Source organism: Halorhabdus tiamatea SARL4B, from assembly GCF_000470655.1.
GTDB lineage: Archaea > Halobacteriota > Halobacteria > Halobacteriales > Haloarculaceae > Halorhabdus > Halorhabdus tiamatea.
This window is the reverse complement of record NC_021921.1, coordinates 2,460,228-2,477,179: the sequence shown is the minus strand read 5'-3', so window position 1 is coordinate 2,477,179 and position 16,952 is coordinate 2,460,228. Positions and strand designations below refer to the sequence as shown.

19 protein-coding genes are annotated in these 16,952 nt (G+C 64.6%); 9 read left to right on the top strand and 10 right to left on the bottom strand.

The window, feature by feature from the left end:
- Positions 1-81: 81 nt before the first annotated feature.
- The gene (aspS, locus tag HTIA_RS12230; RefSeq protein ID WP_008527503.1) at positions 82-1,386 is read left to right on the top strand and encodes an aspartate--tRNA(Asn) ligase; all 1,305 of its coding nucleotides are present in this window, start codon (positions 82-84) and stop codon (positions 1,384-1,386) included.
- A 292-nt stretch (positions 1,387-1,678) separates the two neighbouring features.
- Positions 1,679-2,092: a hypothetical protein gene (locus HTIA_RS12225; RefSeq protein ID WP_008527502.1), complete on the top strand. Its 414-nt coding sequence runs from the start codon at positions 1,679-1,681 to the stop codon at positions 2,090-2,092.
- A gap of 43 nt (positions 2,093-2,135) precedes the next feature.
- Here HTIA_RS12225 and HTIA_RS12220 read toward each other — a convergent pair whose 3' ends face one another.
- On the bottom strand, positions 2,136-2,669 hold the full coding sequence (locus tag HTIA_RS12220) for a hypothetical protein (RefSeq protein WP_008527501.1): 534 nt from the start codon (positions 2,667-2,669) through the stop codon (positions 2,136-2,138).
- Positions 2,666-2,968: a UPF0175 family protein gene (locus tag HTIA_RS12215; RefSeq protein ID WP_008527500.1), complete on the bottom strand. Its 303-nt coding sequence runs from the start codon at positions 2,966-2,968 to the stop codon at positions 2,666-2,668. The genes HTIA_RS12220 and HTIA_RS12215 overlap by 4 nt, the downstream gene beginning before the upstream one ends.
- Positions 2,969-3,065: 97 nt before the next feature.
- Here HTIA_RS12215 and HTIA_RS12210 point away from each other — a divergent pair, with 97 nt between their 5' ends.
- Positions 3,066-3,947, top strand: a complete 882-nt coding sequence (locus HTIA_RS12210; RefSeq protein ID WP_008527499.1) for a pantoate kinase — start codon at positions 3,066-3,068, stop codon at positions 3,945-3,947.
- A 49-nt stretch (positions 3,948-3,996) separates the two neighbouring features.
- Here the strand turns inward: HTIA_RS12210 and HTIA_RS12205 are convergent, their stop codons facing one another.
- A complete protein-coding gene (locus HTIA_RS12205) occupies positions 3,997-5,274 on the bottom strand; it encodes an IS200/IS605 family transposase (protein ID WP_008528728.1) in 1,278 nt (425 codons plus the stop codon).
- A gap of 53 nt (positions 5,275-5,327) precedes the next feature.
- Between HTIA_RS12205 and HTIA_RS16900 the strand changes: the two genes are divergently transcribed.
- The 5 genes from HTIA_RS16900 (at position 5,328) to HTIA_RS12185 (ending at position 8,792) form a co-directional block, all read left to right on the top strand.
- A complete protein-coding gene (locus HTIA_RS16900) occupies positions 5,328-5,465 on the top strand; it encodes a hypothetical protein (RefSeq protein ID WP_008528727.1) in 138 nt (45 codons plus the stop codon).
- Positions 5,466-5,580: 115 nt separating this feature from the next.
- Entirely contained in the window at positions 5,581-6,330 is a 750-nt protein-coding gene (locus HTIA_RS12200; RefSeq protein ID WP_020936411.1) for a 4-phosphopantoate--beta-alanine ligase, read from the top strand.
- Between the two features lie 58 nt (positions 6,331-6,388).
- On the top strand, positions 6,389-7,036 hold the full coding sequence (locus HTIA_RS12195; RefSeq protein WP_008527079.1) for a chemotaxis protein CheC: 648 nt from the start codon (positions 6,389-6,391) through the stop codon (positions 7,034-7,036).
- A 113-nt stretch (positions 7,037-7,149) separates the two neighbouring features.
- Positions 7,150-7,773: a trimeric intracellular cation channel family protein gene (locus HTIA_RS12190; protein WP_044951167.1), complete on the top strand. Its 624-nt coding sequence runs from the start codon at positions 7,150-7,152 to the stop codon at positions 7,771-7,773.
- Positions 7,774-7,868: 95 nt separating this feature from the next.
- A complete protein-coding gene (locus tag HTIA_RS12185) occupies positions 7,869-8,792 on the top strand; it encodes a sulfide-dependent adenosine diphosphate thiazole synthase (protein ID WP_008527083.1) in 924 nt (307 codons plus the stop codon).
- Positions 8,793-8,815: 23 nt separating this feature from the next.
- On the opposite strand, the gene HTIA_RS12180 is transcribed toward HTIA_RS12185, so the two are convergent.
- The 7 genes from HTIA_RS12180 to HTIA_RS12150 form a co-directional block, all read right to left on the bottom strand.
- Positions 8,816-10,051 (bottom strand): hypothetical protein, encoded by a 1,236-nt coding sequence (locus HTIA_RS12180; protein WP_008527086.1) that lies wholly within the window; start codon positions 10,049-10,051, stop codon positions 8,816-8,818.
- Positions 10,052-10,129: 78 nt separating this feature from the next.
- Complete coding sequence (locus HTIA_RS12175; protein ID WP_008527089.1) at positions 10,130-10,795, bottom strand: class I SAM-dependent methyltransferase; 666 nt, start codon at positions 10,793-10,795, stop codon at positions 10,130-10,132.
- A gap of 1 nt (position 10,796) precedes the next feature.
- Positions 10,797-11,696 carry a thiamine-phosphate synthase family protein gene (locus HTIA_RS12170; RefSeq protein WP_008527091.1) on the bottom strand — a complete coding sequence of 300 codons (900 nt, stop codon included), beginning with the start codon at positions 11,694-11,696 and terminating at the stop codon, positions 10,797-10,799.
- Between the two features lie 58 nt (positions 11,697-11,754).
- Positions 11,755-12,342: a dCTP deaminase gene (dcd, locus tag HTIA_RS12165; RefSeq protein WP_008527092.1), complete on the bottom strand. Its 588-nt coding sequence runs from the start codon at positions 12,340-12,342 to the stop codon at positions 11,755-11,757.
- Positions 12,343-12,449: 107 nt separating this feature from the next.
- Positions 12,450-14,021: a DUF1508 domain-containing protein gene (locus tag HTIA_RS12160; protein ID WP_008527093.1), complete on the bottom strand. Its 1,572-nt coding sequence runs from the start codon at positions 14,019-14,021 to the stop codon at positions 12,450-12,452.
- 102 nt (positions 14,022-14,123) lie between these two features.
- The gene (gene cysK, locus HTIA_RS12155; protein ID WP_008527094.1) at positions 14,124-15,038 is read right to left on the bottom strand and encodes a cysteine synthase A; all 915 of its coding nucleotides are present in this window, start codon (positions 15,036-15,038) and stop codon (positions 14,124-14,126) included.
- Positions 15,039-15,153: 115 nt separating this feature from the next.
- Positions 15,154-15,783 (bottom strand): helix-turn-helix domain-containing protein, encoded by a 630-nt coding sequence (locus HTIA_RS12150; RefSeq protein ID WP_008527095.1) that lies wholly within the window; start codon positions 15,781-15,783, stop codon positions 15,154-15,156.
- 173 nt (positions 15,784-15,956) lie between these two features.
- Between HTIA_RS12150 and HTIA_RS12145 the strand changes: the two genes are divergently transcribed.
- Positions 15,957-16,925: a sugar phosphate nucleotidyltransferase gene (locus tag HTIA_RS12145; RefSeq protein ID WP_008527096.1), complete on the top strand. Its 969-nt coding sequence runs from the start codon at positions 15,957-15,959 to the stop codon at positions 16,923-16,925.
- The last annotated feature ends 27 nt before the right edge of the window (positions 16,926-16,952 follow it).

Sequence of the window (16,952 nt, the reverse complement as noted above, 5' to 3'; positions counted from 1 at the left end):
CACCCGGAGTCGCCGACGCACAGAGCGCAACCGGCGACCGGAATAAACGGAGTTTAATCCCCGGGCGAAAAACAGCGGGGTATGCAGGAACGTACGTACGCTGCTGATGCCGACCCCGGGACGAGTGCGACTGTCGCGGGTTGGGTCCACGAGATCCGCGACCTCGGCGGGATCGCCTTCCTGATCCTCCGTGACACGACCGGCAAGATCCAGGTCAAGATCGAGAAGGACGAACTCGACGAGGCCCTCGTCGAAACCGCACTCGACGTTCACCGCGAGAGCGTCCTCCGGGTCGAGGGCGACGTCGAGGAAGAGGAGCGCGCACCCACGGGCGTCGAGGTCACGCCCGACGACATCGAGGTGATCGCCCCGGCCGACCCCGAACTCCCGCTCGACCCCTCCGGGAAGGTCGACGCCGAACTTCCCACGCGACTGGACAACCGGACGCTGGACCTCCGCAAGCCCGAGGTCAAGGCCATCTTCGAGATCCGCGCGGAAGTCCTGCGGTCAGTCCGGGAGGCCTTCCGCGGGCTGGACGCGACGGAGATCAACACGCCGAAGATCGTCGCGACGGGCACGGAGGGCGGAACTGAGCTGTTCCCGATCACCTACTTCGGTCGCGAGGCGTTCATGAACCAGAGCCCACAGCTGTTCAAGCAGCTGATGGTCGGCTCCGGGCTTGAGCGGGTCTTCGAGATCGGCCCGATCTTCCGCGCCGAGGAGCACAACACGCCACGGCACCTCAACGAGGCCACCTCGATCGACTTCGAGTCGGCCTTCTACGACCACACCGAGGCGATGGACGCCTGCGAGACGGTCGTGAAAGCCGCCTACGAGGGCGTCGCCGAGAACTGCGATGACGAACTCGAAACGCTCGGTCTTGACGAGGCATTCACCGTTCCCGAGGGCGATTTCCCACGACTCACCTACGAGGAGGCCATCGAACGGATCAACGCCACGGGCGAGCTTGATGACGTGCTGGTGTGGGGCGACGACCTCTCGACGGAGGCCGAACACGCCCTCGGCCAGGACGTCGGCGAGCACTACTTCATCACCGACTGGCCCAGCGAGATCAAGCCCTTCTACATCAAGGATCACGACGACGACGCCGAACTCTCGACGGGCTTCGACATGATGCACCCCTCGATGGAGCTGGTTTCGGGCGGCCAGCGTGAACACCGCCACGACCACCTCGTCGAAGGGTTCGAACAGCAGGGTCTCGACCCGGGTGCCTTCGAGTACTACACCAAGATGTTCAAGTACGGGATGCCGCCCCACGCCGGCTGGGGACTCGGTGGCGAACGCCTCGTCATGACGATGCTCGGCCTGGAGAACATCCGCGAAGCGGTTATCTTCCCGCGAGATCGACAACGGCTGAGCCCATAGCGAGGCCGAACGAAGCGGGGACTCGAAACGCGAGCGGGAGCGAAGCGACACGCGAGCGGCATAGTCTCGGGGAGCAAGCGAGCAACGGTACGCGAGCGACGAAAGATCACCGTGGCCTTCCGAGTCCAGACGTCCGTCTCTTTGCGATGGACTGCCTCTGACTCCGTGGCGTGACCGACTCCCGGAGATCGTGTGTCGACCGTTGTGGCCACGGTAATTGATATGGGGGTACCAGAACAGTTGACGGGAACCACCAATCATTAAGGTATCAGCGTGTCGACCATTATGTCAGATGAGTCCAGAAGAACAACGCGAGATCGATCCCCGTATGCTCTCAGTCCTCCGAATCGGATATCGGATTCTCGTACTCGGTGGCGGCATCCTCGCCGTGTCAAGCCTCCTGAACGTTGTCGTATTCGACGGTGTTTCAACCGCAGTACTGGCGCTCTCGGCATTCTCATTCGCTTTCCTCAGCGCTGCCGGAACGACCGGCCTCGAGGGCCGAACCGTTCGCGCAGGGCTGTGGGTGGCCGCCGCGGGAGTTCTCGGATTTGTTATTAGTGACCCCTACAGCTGGGACATCTTCGGGCCCGTGACAGTGATCATGGCTGTGGGCTTTTTCGGGTGGCTAGTAGTGGAAGTCTCACACGGCCTCGGACTCAGCAGCGATGAAGAACTCACGCTCCAGCCACCGAACCACAAGTGACCGAGACGGTTCCGGCGACAGCGAACGGCGGAACGTTGCTTACTCAGAGGTCACCGATCGCCTGCGCTCGTAGTTCGCCCGTCAAATGCAGGCCGTGGCTGTCGATCCGGCGGACGATCCGCTTGGCCTGGGTAGTCTTGAGGTACTTGTCCTCGCTCGCGGCCCGGACGACCACGCCAAACGTGCCGGTCACTGTTGCCCCCAATCCCTCAGCGACCGTCCGCAGGCGGCGATCGTCGGTGACGAGCCCAACCACTGGCTCGTCGTCCCCAGTGTCCGCCGCTTGGTCGTCGTCCATAGCCGCCAGCACGGACTCCAGTAAACGGCTTTCGACGACTGGCTCGGAGATACCGAGAATGCCCATCGCCCGCTCAGCGTGGTCAGTCTCGATCGCCTCGCGGGTCGCCCCACCGTCGGCGACCAGTATCTCCATGTTCGTCTTCGCCGGTTCGGTCGAGACTTCACTGGCGGCGATCTCGGGAATGACGATCTCGCCGTCGAACGTTTTCAGCAACGTTGTCTCGCCGACTGTCCCGAGGCCGACCAGCGAGCCCGGCCCGACGTAGATCCGAGTCATAGTTCGTGGGCCGCCTCGACCTCGCGTTCGAGGTCTTCGCGACGGAACTGGACGGTCAGGTTCTTCTCGCGGGCGATCTCGAGCCATTCGGCGACGGTGACGTTCGCGAGTCGGGCCGCCTCGGTGACCGCGACGTCGCCGGATTGATAGCGCTCGACTGCGTGGCGCACCCTGAGATCATGCAGACCATCACGCAACGACTTCCGGATGATCGTGCTCCAATCCTCCTCGAGCAGGTCGGCGACAGCTTCGAGTTCGTCCTTCTCTTCGTCGGGAAGCCGGACACTGACTGTGGGCATGTGTATACGTCCGAAGACAGCGTAAACACGCATCAATCTGGCGGCTGCCCGGGCACGTCCCGAAGGGTTCTACCGGGAGGCGGCCGAAAGGCAGGCGATGACCGACGAAGCGAGTGCCTTCGTCCCGGGCCACGTGACGGGGTTTTTCTCCGTCGAGCGGACCGACGATCCGACGACGACCGGGTCACGTGGCGGCGGCCTGGCACTCACCGACGGGGTTCGCGTGACGGTCCGGCCGGCCGAAGAGACGACAGTCGTCTTAGACGACGTCGGCGTCGAGATCGGAGCCGTCGACCGAGTCCTCGACGCGCTCGGGGCCCAAGCCACGGTAATCGGCGAGACGGATCTACCGATTGGCGCGGGATTCGGCGTCTCGGGGGCGATGGCGCTCGGGACGGCCCTGGCCGGAAACGCCGTCTTCGATCGGCGACTCTTGCGGGACGAACTCGTCACGATCGCTCACGGGGCAGAGGTTCAGGCCGGAACCGGACTCGGTGACGTCGTTGCGCAGGCGGCCGGCGGCATCACCCTCCGGCTGGAACCGGGCGGCCCGATGGAGAACCGCCTCGACGCGATCCCCGCCCGTTCCCGCGTCGAATACGTCACCTTCGGTGAACTCGACACCGCGACAGTCATCAGTGGCGACACCGACCGGCTGACGCTGGCGGGCGAGGAGGCCCTCTCGACAGTCGTCGCCGAGCCGACGGTGTCTGAGTTCATGTACGCCGCCCGGAAATTCGCCCGTGAAGCCAATCTCCTGACTGCCGAGGTGCGGGACGTGATCACGGACGTCTCGGCGGCCAACGGCGAGGCGTCGATGGCGATGCTCGGCGAGACGGTCTTCGCGCTCGGGGACGGACTATCGAGCGCCGGATACGAGCCCCAGGTCTGCCAGGTCGATCCGGCAGGGGCGACACTGGTCGACGATAGAGATGTGGACGGAGAGATTACCGGCCGATCGGCGGACGGGTCGGAATGACATCCTCCCCGCCGTGAACGGCGGGGTTTCCTCGCGCTGGGGGTATCGACTACCGGCCCACGGAGGCAACTTGCGGGTTCGTATGCTCCTCGTTGGGACGGGGAGAGCGTGATGACTCCAACCATTCATGGTTGTCCCACTTGAGGCATACAGGCCGTGCCATCGACCGTGTTACCGTTGTCTGCCGCCGAAGGAACGTCTCTGACGCCACGAGGTCGGCGTGCCCCTCGAAGCCACACGGACACGTCAGAGTGTCTCTGTGACGTGTCGTGTCCTCTATCGAACCGCAGTTCGGACACTCCTGACTCGTCCACGCCTCAGACTGTACTTCCACCGACATACCGTATTCCTCAGCGGTACACGCCAGTCGATTCACGAACGCTCTAAACGCCCAGAAATTGTGCGTCTTGGCGTTCGTCTCTACCGACCAGTGCGTCTCAAGCACGTCCGTCAGCGCCCCGACGTACACTGTCGAAACACCCTCGTCGTACAGACGTTCGATGAGGTCACGCGCGAGTGCGTCTTGAGCGTGGTCACGTCGCTTGGTGCGCCGCTCGTACAGGCGTCGGATTCGGTGACTGCTGTATCGACCGTCCTCCAAGAGTGATTGGAGGCGGGCAATTTCTCGCGTGGTTTCGCGGAATCGTTTGAACAGGTCGCGTCCTTCGTACAGGTATTGCTGGCCGGTTGTGGTGGTGCAGGCGACGAGGTTGTTCGCACCGATGTCCAGAGCGGCTTCTTCCGAAGCCAGTGGTTGTGCCAGTCGAGAATCATCGACGGTGACTGGCTGAAAGGCCCTGAATGTCTGTGCTTGCTCGTCGTAGAACAACTCCAACCGGCCCTGCTTCTCGTACTTCTTCCAATTGGGCTCACCTCGAACTTCGAGGCGGAGACGTTCGCGGTGTCCCAACCCGTATTCGTCTTTCAGGTCTTGACCGACGAGAATTTCGAGGCGAGAGTATTCGCCCCACTCGACGGAGTACGACGTGTTACGGATGTACGTGCGGAGTTCTCGACCTTCGTCTGCGTTACCCCAGAATCCGGGTTTGCCGTTGGCTTCGCCCTTCTTCTTGAGGCTGAAGAACGACTTCCACGCTTCGCGGTTCTTGCGTTCGATTTGCTGAACCGTGGATGCGCCAAGTGTTCCACCATAGCGACCGCGATACTCGCTGATGTCCCACACGTCTCCGTCTGGGTCAGCATAGTTCTCGCGGCGCTCGTAGTTGATTTCGTTCCAGAGAGCGGCAGAAGCGTCCAACAGGCGTCGAAGCAACTCCTCGTCCTCGTCGGACTGCGGAATCACTTCGAACGTGTTGGCTCGCTTCATCGACTACTGTTTGTATCGGAACACACATAAAGATGTGGTTTGTGTGTTACTGTATGGTCGAAGTTCGCATCGAGTTCGATGACGATGAGCAGTACGAGCGGTTGAAAGAACTGAAGACGCACCGTGGGTTAACGTGGAAGGGATTGCTCCTTGAGGGCGAAAAGAAAGTCCGAGAGGATACCCCGGAGTAATCGTCAAGCGTGGATTGTGAAGTGGTGTGTCGGATTCACGCCCGCCCTAAAGGGCGGGACTCTCTCCTTGAGTCAGGTAGCGACGCTTTTCACCGCCCCGCCCGGACAGGATCCCATGAGCGACGTGGATGTCCCGGAGAGTCACCCGCGGTACGAATCGCTGTTGACCCGCCATCGCATCGAAGACGGCGTCGAGAAGGGGATCACCAGCCAACAGGGGCTCATCGCCCAGGGGCGAGGCGAAGCCTTCGATTATCTCCTCGGCGAGCGGACCATCGAGAGCGCCGACCGGGCCGAGCGCGTCGCGGCGGCCCACCTCTTGGTCGCCGACCATTCAGTGATCTCGGTCAACGGGAACGTCGCCGCGCTCGTCCCCGGAGAGATCGTCGAACTGGCCGAAGTGACGGGAGCAGACCTGGAAGTCAACCTATTCAATCGTACCGAAGAGCGGATCGAGGCGATCGCCGAGCACCTCCGCGAACACGGAGCCAGCGAAGTCAAAGGGATGGCTGCCGACGCCCGCATCCCCGGGCTGGATCACGAACGGGCGAAGGTCGACGCTGACGGAATCGGCGACGCCGACACTGTCGTCGTTCCCCTCGAGGACGGCGACCGCGCCGAAGCGCTCGGCGAGATGGGCAAGACGGAGATCGTGATCGACCTCAACCCGCTCTCGCGATCGGCGCAGGTCGCCGCCGTGCCGATCGTCGACAACGTGCTCCGGGCCGTCCCGAACATGACGGAACATGCCCAGTCGTTGCGGGATCGATCGACGGGCGAATTGCAGGAGATGATCGACGAATTCGATCCTGACGAAACGCTCGCTGCCGCCGAGGAAGCGATCAGGACTGGCGAGGTAGCCTGAACAACGCCAGGAGCATTGCAGCGGAGTACTTACGTGAACGCGCCTGGAAGAGACCGACATGAGTCTCGAAGTCGACGTCCGGAAACTCGATCTGTTCAACAAGATCGCCAAGGAGGGATCCGAACGGGTCTCGGATCACCTCAACCAGATGGCGGGGCTTTCCACCCAGATCGCCGTCTCGAAGATCAACTTCCTCGACATCGAAGACGTCCGGACCCACATGGGCGACGGCGACCGGGTCGGCATCTTCGTGGAGCTGACCGAGGCCCCGTATGGGTACGTCCTCTTCATGCTCGAACCCCGCGATGCGAAGGAACTTGCCGGGATGCTGGTCGGCGGTGGGAGCGACGACACCGAAGGGTTCAGCGATATGGAACGCTCGGCGATCCAAGAGGTCGGCAACATCATGACTTCCGGGTACATCGACGGGTGGGCGAACGTCCTCGATACGACCATCGAAATGTCGACCCCCTCCTTCGCCTACGGGCCAGCCGGTGGCATCGTCGACAAGATGGGTGGGTGGCCTGACGAGGACATTGCCTTCGTCATCGACTCGGAGATCACTGCCGGCGACGGTGACGTTTCGCTGACGATCTATACGTTCCCGAAACTGGTCGACCTCGTCGAACTGATCCAGGGGATCGACGTCTCGACGGTCGTCGGCGAGGACACCGTTGTTTCTGCGGACATCGCCGAAGAATTGTAACGGCCCAGGCGGACGACTCTCGGAGAACGGAGGGCTCAAGACCCCGCTCACCGTGATCTCAGTCAGTGGTTGCAGCGTTCCTCGAACAGGTACTGATCGACCCCTTCGCGGTCATGAATACGATCGGCCTTGTCGCGTTCGCCCTCGTCGGGGCGGCCAAGGGCATCCGCGAGGAGTTCGACGTCTTCGGGATCAGCGTCGTCGGGTTGGTGACGGCCTTCGGCGGCGGCGCGACCCGCGACGTGCTGGTCGGGCGGACGCCGCTGGCGCTCCAGTCGATGGGTGAAGTCAGCCTCGGATTTCTCGGCGTCGGACTGGCATTGCTCCTCAGCGTCCTGCTCGAGTCGCCGGACGACCATCCGATCACGCTGGTAGCCGACGCGATCGGCCTCGCCGCGTTCGCGACTGCCGGTGCGATCGTCGCGACGGAGGCCGGGATCTCGCCGTTCGGGATCGTCACGGTATCGACGATCAATGCCGTCGGCGGCGGGGCCTACGCCGACATTCTCCTCGATCGGTCCCCGTTCATCCTCTTCGAGGACTTTTATGCGACCGCGGCGGTCCTCGGCGGGAGCACCTACTGGCTGGTGACTGTTGCCGGCGCGGCGGGCGGCCTCACCGCCGCCGCGTGCGCAGCAATGACTGTCGGCACGCGATTGCTGGCGGTCACCCGCGGGTGGCACCTCCCGACGGCCCAGATGCTCGGGCTGGCGGGTGACGTGGGCAACTCCCGATAGAACTCACGACCCCCTGCCGAACGGGACTGCCCAGTCATACGCAGGAGTGTCTTGTTCGTAACACTTATTATACGTTAGTAGTACAACTAGGTGGTATGCACGCGAACGAGTTCGATCAGTTCAGCGACGTCGGCGAAGCAACGGTCACCCGCGCGATCACCCAGGAGTGGACCGACGAGTTCATGGATTTCACGGAAAGCGACGTCATCATCATCGGCGGTGGGCCCTCGGGGCTGATGGCCGCCAAGGAACTCACCGAGCGCGGTGTCAAGACGATGGTCGTCGAGAAGAACAACTACCTCGGCGGCGGGTTCTGGCTCGGTGGCTTCCTGATGAACAAGGTCACCGTCCGTGACCCGGCCCAGTACGTCCTCGACGAACTCGACGTCGAGTACACCCAGTCCGAGGAAGACGACGGACTCTACGTCGCAAACGGCCCGGAAGCGACCTCGGGGCTCATCAAGGCCACCTGTGACGCCGGCGCGAAGATGCAGAACATGACGGAGTTCACCGACATCGTCGTCCGGGAAGACCATCGCGTCGGCGGGATCGTGATGAACTGGACGCCCGTCCACGCACTGCCACGGGAGATCACCTGCGTCGACCCGATCGCCGTCGAGTCCGACCTCGTGATCGACGCGACCGGCCACGAGGCCTTGGCGATCAAGAAACTCGACGAACGCGGCGTCCTGGACGCCGAGGGGATCGAGGAAGGCGCGACCGGCATGGACGCGACCGACGAGGAGAGTTACGGCGCGCCGGGCCACGACTCGCCGGGTCACGACTCGATGTGGGTCGCCGAGAGCGAGGACGCCGTCGTCGAACACACCGGGCTGGTCCACGACGGCCTCATCGCGACGGGGATGGCCGTCGCTACCGCTCACGGCCTCCCGCGGATGGGGCCGACCTTCGGCGCGATGTTGCTCTCGGGTAAGCGCGGCGCGCAGGTCGCACTGGACGAACTCGGCGTCGACGCCGATCCGGTCGACATGACGACGCCCGCGCCGGCCGACGACTGAGCGCCGAACGCGGCTGGCCGGACTCACTCCGAGAGCGTGATCGAGACCGACGCGTTCTCTCCGGCCAGGGAGACGCCGTCGACGAACGACGGGTGGCCGGCGGCCACGACGACTGTTTTCGCGCCCGGACGTTCGATCGCGGTCGCCTGCAGCGTGTCGCCGGCCCCAGCGTACGCGTCGAAGGCGGCGGCGAACTGCTCCGCGTAACTGGCCTGATCCCAGGTGGTCGCCCACACGACGCCGGTGGCGGCCCCGTCTTCGAACGCGAGCAAACGGTCGTTGCCCCAGCCTCTGGCGGCGCGGTCGGCCACGTCGGCGTCGAGTCGTGAGGAGAGCACTGTGCGAATGCCGAGTTCACCGAACTGTTCTGTGGCTGTCCGAGTCCAGTCGGTATCGCCCGCGACAGTCACGTCGAGTGGTCGGGGCGTTTCGCTGCCCGGCGGGAATCCGTGGAGGAGTTGCTCGGTCGTGTTCGGTGGCTCGACGTACACCCGCCTTAGATCACCTGGCGAACGGGCGGTACTGCGAGCGTACGCCTCGCCGGCAGCGATCCCAGCCCGGGCGAATCGAGGGGATTCGAGCCAACCGAAGCCCCACTCGCGGACGGGGGAATCCACCGACAGCCCGTACTGCTCGGCGTAGGCGTCTGCCGCGAACGCCGCACCACCGCGACCTAACCCAACGGCGACCAGCCGATCGTCGACAGTCCCGTTCTCCTGGGTCGCGAGTGCGTCCGACCAGCCGAGTCGGTCCACGAGCAATCGTGAGTGGAGATACGCGAGGTTGTATTCCAGGCGCGCCGGGTCGAACATGCCTCGCAGGAGCGAAATCGTCGCGTTCGGGCTGTCGACGCGGCCGGGTGGTGTGCCCCCAGCCTCCGTGGCAACGCCGAGCGATCGAGTGACGGCCTCGGAAAGCCCGAGCGGGCCTGAATCGACTGAATCGGAGAGACCGAACTGCCTGGTCACCGACGGTTCGATAGCCTCGACGGCAAGGACGGTTCGGAGTCGCCACAGCGCAGTCCTGACCGAGTGCTGATCGCGGAGTCCCAGCGGCCCGGTCGCCGACGTGTTCTCGGGTGTGAACGTCGCAAGCGACTCCGTCGGGATCGAGGGCGTAACGACCTGTTCGTGGCTCTCGTCTGCCGGCACCGGGGCGGGCGTGAGCGTCGGGCCCTCTGTCTCCTCGTCGACTCCAGTACAACCCGCCGTCACGAGTAAGATCACGACGGCGAGCGTAACCAACCCACGGGAACGCATCGTCCCGTATGTCGGCGGGCAATCCGGATAAGCGTTCAGGTGGCGAACGCGTCGGTCAGGTTCCAGAAGCGAACGTATTCACGGTCGACGGCCGGCCGAGAGACGGACGAATCCAAGCCCGAGCGTGTCGCGGATTGTCTCGGCGGTCCGGGCGTCGATCCGGTCGAAGGCCACTCGAATCCGCTCGTCGAGGGCGACCGCCGGCGACACGGCGTTCCGCCGGCTCGACGGTGCCGAGAGACGAGTGAACGCCCGGAACGCCAGGTTCAGTGGCGTCGCGATCGGTCGATCGCTCGGCCCGGCTTCGAGGACTGCGAGACGGCCGCCCGGGGCCAGCAGATCGAGCCAGCCGTCGATCACTGAGGCCGGATCGTCGAACAGCCCCACGACGAACGTCCCGAGCACGGCGTCGACGCCGGTAGTGATTGGTGGGCGAGTGGCGTCGCCCTGCAGCAGGTGGACGTTCGACCACCCGGCACGCCCGACGCGCTCTCGTGCTTCCGCGAGCATGCCGCGCGTGAGGTCGACACCGATCACGGTGCCCGAGGGACCGACGCGATTACGCAATCGCGGGAAATTTACGCCGGTGCCACACCCCATCTCCACGACGACGTCCCCCGGTTCGAGAGCGAGACTCTCGACGACTCGCTCGCGCCAGGGGCCCACGAGCGACGAATCGGCGAGCAGATCGTAGTACCGCGCCCACCGACCGTAGAACTGCTGTACTACCCGGAAGTCGACCATCCTACACCTGATCGAGGATGTTCCGAACCCGCGAGACGACGGTCGGCGCGTCCGGCCCGAGGACGTAGACGATGGGTTCGACGCCGAACCCGCCGGTCTGATAGAGGACGTCGGCGTCGGCGGCGTCGACAGCGTCAAAGGCGGCGTCGAGGTCCGCCTCGCCGTCGAACTCCACGGCGTGGAGACCATCGGCTTCGGCGGCGTCGACGACGGCCGGTTCGTAGCCGAGATTCACCGTCGCTCGCGCGTCGTTTCCCCGGCGGCGTGCGGCGAGGAGCACGCTCGCGACGTGCTCGCTGACGCCGAACTCCGGGTCGTTGGGCACCGCGGCCCGGCCCTTGACGTCGAGAATTCGACCCGGCACCGCAACGACGTCGTCGATACCGCTGGCGTCCGGGAGACACTCGACGAGATTCGAGCCCACGGCGGGGATCAGCCGGGCGAAGCCGCTCGTGTTTTCGAGCATCCCCAGGCCGCGCCGGACCGACGACCGGACCTCCTCGGACTGGCGCACCCGACTCTCGGGATCGTGGATCGCGAGCGTCCCCGCGTGTTCGGCCAGCGGCGGGAACGCTTCCTCGTGGAGTTGTGCGAGGAGGTCGCCCTGCTCGAGTTCCCGGACGAAGACCTCCGCTTCGGCCAGGGCCTGGACGGGGCTGACGTCACCCTCTGCCAGCCCGTCGGCGAGCCGGTCGGTCAGCTCCTGGAGTCGGTCGTCCTCGAGCAACCGCTGGTTACGTTCGACCTCGCCATGAGCGTACTTCGAGACGGCACTCTGACTGATCCCCAGCAGATCGGCGACTTCGAGTTGTGTCAGTCCGCGATCGCGAAGGCGCTCGGCCAGCATCGACCGGAACGTCGGCAGGAACTCCTCGACGACGACCTCCTCGACGAATTTCATCGGTCACCCCCGTACTCACGGTCGTTTCTCGGCGACATCCCGACAGCCAAGGCGGTCGTCATTGGTCGCCTCCGAATTCCCTGTCCCCCTGGATCCGGGACGCCTGCGGCCCTTCCTGGCCCTGATACTTCGAGCCGCGCTCCTCGCCGTAGGGGCGCTCGGCGGGGCTACTCAACTCGGTGAAGGTCAACTGGGAGATGCGCATGCCCGGCGTGAGCGCGACCGGCGCGGTGCCGAGATTCGAGAGTTCGAGCGTGATCTGACCCCGGTACCCGGGGTCTGCCAGCCCCGCTGTCGCGTGCACCACAACTGCAAGACGGCCGAGCGACGAGCGCCCCTCGACGTGGGCGATCAGGTCGTCGGGGATCTCGACGGTCTCGACGGTCGTCCCGAGCACGAAGTCGCCGGGATGGAGAATGAACTCGCCGTCGTCGTCGACGACAGTCTCCTCGACGTACTCGGCGACTTCCTGCTCGCTCGTCGGATGGATACAGGGGATGTTGGCGTGCTGGAACTCGAGGAACTCACGGCCGAGTCGGAGGTCGATGCTGGCAGGCTGGATCTGAAGGTCCGGCTCGTCGAGTGGCTCGACCACGAGGTCGCCCGCTTCGAGCCGGTCGAGAATGTCCGCGTCCGAGAGGATCATACCCGCGTCTCGGAGCCGACGCGAATAAAACACCACGGTCTGGTTCGGTCAACCGTGAAAAGAGATGTCGCCTGAGCCGGTCACGACCCACCGGCGTCGACCCGGTATCAGACGTCTTCGATCTCGGCGTTCGGGCCGTTGCGCTTGACGCTCTCGATCCCGTCGCGGGCACCCGAGCGGTCGTCGTAACCCTGCCCGCTGTCGGCGAGGATGTTGCCGTTGCGGTGGCGCAGCCGCCAGCGCGAGGCCCCGCCGGCGTCCTCGTAGATCTCGAAGGCGGCCGGCCCGACGTCGAGAGCGTCGGCGTCGGGGGCGTATTTCTCGACGCGTTCGACGGCTGTCTCGGCCCCGTCGCGGTCGTTGTATCCCTCGCCGCTGTCGGCGACGATCCGGTCGTTGCTCGACTGCAACCGCCAGCGGAACTCGCCGGCCGCGTCCTCGTAGACCTCGAACTCGTAGTCGTCGAGGTTCTCCCGGAGCCGGTCGACGGCACGGCGGGCGTCGTGATACCGCGAGTAGCCCTGCCCGCCGTCGGCGAGGACGTTCCCGTTGCGGTGGACGAGCCGCCAGCGGTACTGGCCGGCCGCGTCCTCGTAGATCTCGAAGCCGGTCGGATCGAACCGGAGGTACGCCGCCGGGCCGACGTACTCCCGGAGCCGGTCGATTGCCCGCGTGAGGTTACTCCGGGAGTCATAGCCCTCACCGGAGTCACACAGAACGTTCCCGTTGTCGTGACGCAGCCGAAAGCGATGCTCCCCGGCGTTGTCCTCGTAGACCTCGAAGGCCGCCTGGCTCTCGACCTCCTCGACTGGTTCGAAGGTCTCCTCCGCCGCGGGGAGTTGGTCCTCAGATTCTATCAACAGGAGTTCCGCGCCGAGAGCGTCCCGGCGGACACCCGCGATCCCTTTCTGGGCGTTGTGTTTGCGGGTGTAGCCCTCGCCGCCGTTGGCGATCATGTTACCGTTGCGGTGGCGGAGTCGCCAGCGCCACTGCCCGCCGGTGTCCTCGTAGAGTTCGAACCGGGACTGGCTGGTTCGAAGTGTCCGGAGTTGAGCCGAGAGGTCGGCCTCGTCGGCGGTGCTGTCGGTCAACTCCGACTGTAGCCGGTCGATCTCCCTCGCGAGATCGTCCTCGTCGGCGTCGGCGTCTTCGAGTGCCGCCCGGAGGTCGTCGACGACACCTGCCAGATCTGTCTCGTCGGCGATAGCGTCGGCGAGATCGAGCCGGAGCTGACTCGCTTCCGCTTCAGAACGGGTCATCAACAGCGGGGCGAAGACGCCACCGACAGCCATGATCAGCAGCCCGACCGCGTAGACGGCGATGATCGGGCTCGACTGTGGTCGCCAGTTGGCCGGGTATTCGATCGTGAACCACAGGACGCCGGCGATACTGACGAACAGCCCGACGATAATCAGGATCGAGGCGTACTGATCTAAGGGGAGGCGAACGAGTGGACCAGCAACGAGCAAGGCCAGTGCGATCGCGCCGGCGACGATCCCCCAGCCACGGAGCGCCGAGGCCGGCTCGCTGATGATCACCATGAAGATCCCGAGGATCCCGAGCAACAGCCCGAGGACGAAGATCCAATAGCCAGTCACCTCGTCGTCGGTCCCGGGCTGGCCGATCCGCCGTTCGTACCACTCGTTGAGTCGACGGTTCTGTGAGAGGTCAGTTGACATAGTATATCCGTTTAATTAGATACATGGAAGATACTTATAAATTTGTGCAGACTGCCGGACGCGAAACGCCCACAGTATCGCGAGAATCCGAACGAGCGGCGGTTAGACTTCCGCGTAGAGGTCCGTCGAGAGATAGCGCTCGCCCGTGTCGGGCAAGAGCGTCGCCACGACGGCGTCTTCGGGGTAGTCAGCGGCGACCTGTCTGGCCGCGTGGGCCGCCGCGCCACAGGAAATCCCAACTGCCAGTCCCTCTTCACTGGCGATCCGGCGCGCCTCGTCGATCGACTCCTCGCGCGTGACAGTCACGACGTCGTCGAGGAGGTCCGTCTCGAGGATGTCAGGGACGAACCCTGCCCCAATCCCCTGGATGCCGTGGCTGCCGGGATCCTCGCCGGAGAGGACGGCCGAATCCGCAGGCTCGACGCCGATGACGTCCACGTCGGCCTCGACGTCCTCTGTGAGGAACTGCCCGACGCCGGTGATCGTGCCGCCGGTGCCGATCCCGGCCACGAACGCGTCGAGTTCACCCTCGGTGGCCTCCCAGAGTTCCGGCCCGGTCCCTTCACGGTGGGCTGCCGGATTCGCGGGGTTCTCGAACTGCTGGGGGACGAAGGCGTCGTCGTGTTCGTCGGCGAGTTCGTGGGCCCGGTCGATCGCGCCCCCCATGCCGCCGTCGGCGTCCGTGAGTTCCAGTCCTGCCCCGAGGCCGGCGAGCAACTGTCGGCGCTCCTCGCTCATCGACTCGGGCATCGTGAGCACGAGGTCATAGCCCTTGGCAGCACAGACACTCGCGAGCGCGATCCCGGTGTTGCCGCTGGTCGGTTCGATCACGACCGTCTCGTCGGTGATCTCGCCGCGCTCCTCGGCAGCCTCGATCATCGACTTGCCGATCCGATCCTTGACCGAATAGGGGTTCAACGATTCCACTTTGGCGAGGACCGCCGTCCCGGTGCCGTCGTCGAGCCGGAGCAACGGGGTCTCCCCGATAAACGCCGTGACGTCGTCTGCAACGTGCATCGTAACCGGTGATGGGTTGTCGGTATAGTTAAGGCCGGCCGAAACTTTCAGCCTTCGAGAATCCGGATATGCGGGTGAGTCGGAAAGGACTGGCGCACGCCAGCCCAGCGGTCGATCACATCTCCGCGAGGAGTTCGTCCATCAGCTTCGACTGGGCGGCCGCGAGGTGCTCGGTGAACGTCGAGCCGTCGATACCGAGTTCCTCGGCGACGTCGGTCGCGTTGGCGTCGCGGGGATAGGAGAAGTAGCCCATCCGGTAGGCCGTCTCCAGGACCTCCTGTTGGCGATCGGTGAGTCGACTGCGGTCGATCGGGATCACGTCGGTACTCCCCTCCTCGTCGCTCTCGACCTGGAGGAGATACCGGATCCGAACGCCCCCGTAGCGTTCCCGGAGATCAGTCACGAGGTCACGGAGGTCCTGAATCGTCGTCAGATGGAGCGAAAGGACGAGCGAGCCGTCCTGGGCACGAATCTCCGAGATAGGGTGGTCGTGGTCCTCGACGAACTCACAGACGCAATCGAGCGGTTCGTGATGAAAGCGATAGACGCTGGCCGACCGGTACTCGAAGAGTTGGCTGAGCCGGTCGTCGCTGAGGGCGGCGTCGCCGCTGACCGTGAACTCCTCGGTGATCTTGCCCTCGGCGTTACCGGCCCGGGAGACAGACGTGAGTGGCCCCTCGGCCTGCTCGGAGAAGCCGGCGACGGGGCAGGTTTCCGGGGAGAGGACTTCGATCTCCGCACGCATACCGGGCATAACTACCCAGACGTAGGGCGACGACCGGCATAATCCACCGGCCCATTCCCACCCAGTGAAAACGAATGCCGCCACCGGGAATCCGGCAACGCCGACCGGAACACACCACACGGCGGGGGTACGAGGGAAAAAGAACTTACAACGAGCGCCACGAGAGGACGGGTATGCAAGCCGTGGTACTCGCCGGGGGCTACGCGACGCGACTCTGGCCAGTGACGCGCAACCGCCCGAAAATGCTCCTCCCGATCGGTGAGACGACCGTCATCGATCGCGTCCTCGCGGAACTCGAGGCCGACGACCGGATCGAAGACGTCTACGTCTCGACGAACGAACGCTTCGCCGAGGACTTCCTGGATCACATCGAGGGGACCGACTTCGAGAAACCGACGCTGTCGGTCGAGGAGACCGTCGAGGAGGACGAGAAGTTCGGCGTCGTCGGCGCGCTCGCCCAGCTCGTCGATCGCGAGGGGCTGGCGGGTGACGACCTTCTGGTCGTCGCCGGCGACAACCTCATCAGCTTCGACGTGAGCGAGTTCCTCGATACCTTCGCGGAAAAGGACGCACCGACCCTTGCAGCCTACGACGTGGGCTCGCGCGAGCGGGCGAAGGCTTACGGGCTGATCAACGTCGACGGCGAGCACGTCGTCGACTTCCAGGAGAAGCCAGCCGATCCCGACAGCACGCTGGTCTCGATCGCCTGCTACGCCTTCCCGGCCGCAGACGTCCGCTTCGAGGAGTACCTCGCCGACGACAACAACCCGGACGAACCGGGCTGGTTCATCGAGTGGCTGGTCGATCACAGCGACGTCTACGCCTTTACCTTCGACGACGCGTGGTTCGACATCGGCACGCCCGAGAGTTATCTCGACGCGATCGGGTGGGCACTCGACGGTGAGAGCGTCGTCGCCGACTCCGCGACCGTCGAGAACACCGAGATCGGCGAGAACGTCCACGTCCTGCCGGGGGCTGAGATCGTCGATTCGACCGTCGAGGACTCGATCGTCTTCGCCGACGCGACGGTTCGGGACTGTGAGCTCCGAAACTCGATCATCGACCGGGAAACCCACGTCGAGAACCTCGACCTCGCCGGGGCACTCATCGGCGCACACACCGAGATCACCAACGGCGGTTGACATCCTCCCCGCGCTAAAGCGCGAGGA

Coding starts and splice junctions, on each gene's coding strand:
- HTIA_RS12145 (WP_008527096.1), top strand. CDS start 15,957: ATGCAAGCCGTGGTACTCGCCGGGGGCTACGCGACGCGACTCTGGCCA.
- HTIA_RS12190 (WP_044951167.1), top strand. CDS start 7,150: ATGAATACGATCGGCCTTGTCGCGTTCGCCCTCGTCGGGGCGGCCAAG.
- HTIA_RS12195 (WP_008527079.1), top strand. CDS start 6,389: ATGAGTCTCGAAGTCGACGTCCGGAAACTCGATCTGTTCAACAAGATC.
- cysK (WP_008527094.1), bottom strand. CDS start 15,038: ATGCACGTTGCAGACGACGTCACGGCGTTTATCGGGGAGACCCCGTTG.
- HTIA_RS12185 (WP_008527083.1), top strand. CDS start 7,869: ATGCACGCGAACGAGTTCGATCAGTTCAGCGACGTCGGCGAAGCAACG.
- HTIA_RS12215 (WP_008527500.1), bottom strand. CDS start 2,968: ATGCCCACAGTCAGTGTCCGGCTTCCCGACGAAGAGAAGGACGAACTC.
- HTIA_RS12175 (WP_008527089.1), bottom strand. CDS start 10,795: ATGGTCGACTTCCGGGTAGTACAGCAGTTCTACGGTCGGTGGGCGCGG.
- HTIA_RS12170 (WP_008527091.1), bottom strand. CDS start 11,696: ATGAAATTCGTCGAGGAGGTCGTCGTCGAGGAGTTCCTGCCGACGTTC.
- dcd (WP_008527092.1), bottom strand. CDS start 12,342: ATGATCCTCTCGGACGCGGACATTCTCGACCGGCTCGAAGCGGGCGAC.
- aspS (WP_008527503.1), top strand. CDS start 82: ATGCAGGAACGTACGTACGCTGCTGATGCCGACCCCGGGACGAGTGCG.
- HTIA_RS12220 (WP_008527501.1), bottom strand. CDS start 2,669: ATGACTCGGATCTACGTCGGGCCGGGCTCGCTGGTCGGCCTCGGGACA.
- HTIA_RS12160 (WP_008527093.1), bottom strand. CDS start 14,021: ATGTCAACTGACCTCTCACAGAACCGTCGACTCAACGAGTGGTACGAA.
- HTIA_RS12200 (WP_020936411.1), top strand. CDS start 5,581: ATGAGCGACGTGGATGTCCCGGAGAGTCACCCGCGGTACGAATCGCTG.
- HTIA_RS12225 (WP_008527502.1), top strand. CDS start 1,679: ATGAGTCCAGAAGAACAACGCGAGATCGATCCCCGTATGCTCTCAGTC.
- HTIA_RS12150 (WP_008527095.1), bottom strand. CDS start 15,783: ATGCGTGCGGAGATCGAAGTCCTCTCCCCGGAAACCTGCCCCGTCGCC.
- HTIA_RS16900 (WP_008528727.1), top strand. CDS start 5,328: ATGGTCGAAGTTCGCATCGAGTTCGATGACGATGAGCAGTACGAGCGG.
- HTIA_RS12210 (WP_008527499.1), top strand. CDS start 3,066: ATGACCGACGAAGCGAGTGCCTTCGTCCCGGGCCACGTGACGGGGTTT.
- HTIA_RS12180 (WP_008527086.1), bottom strand. CDS start 10,051: ATGCGTTCCCGTGGGTTGGTTACGCTCGCCGTCGTGATCTTACTCGTG.
- HTIA_RS12205 (WP_008528728.1), bottom strand. CDS start 5,274: ATGAAGCGAGCCAACACGTTCGAAGTGATTCCGCAGTCCGACGAGGAC.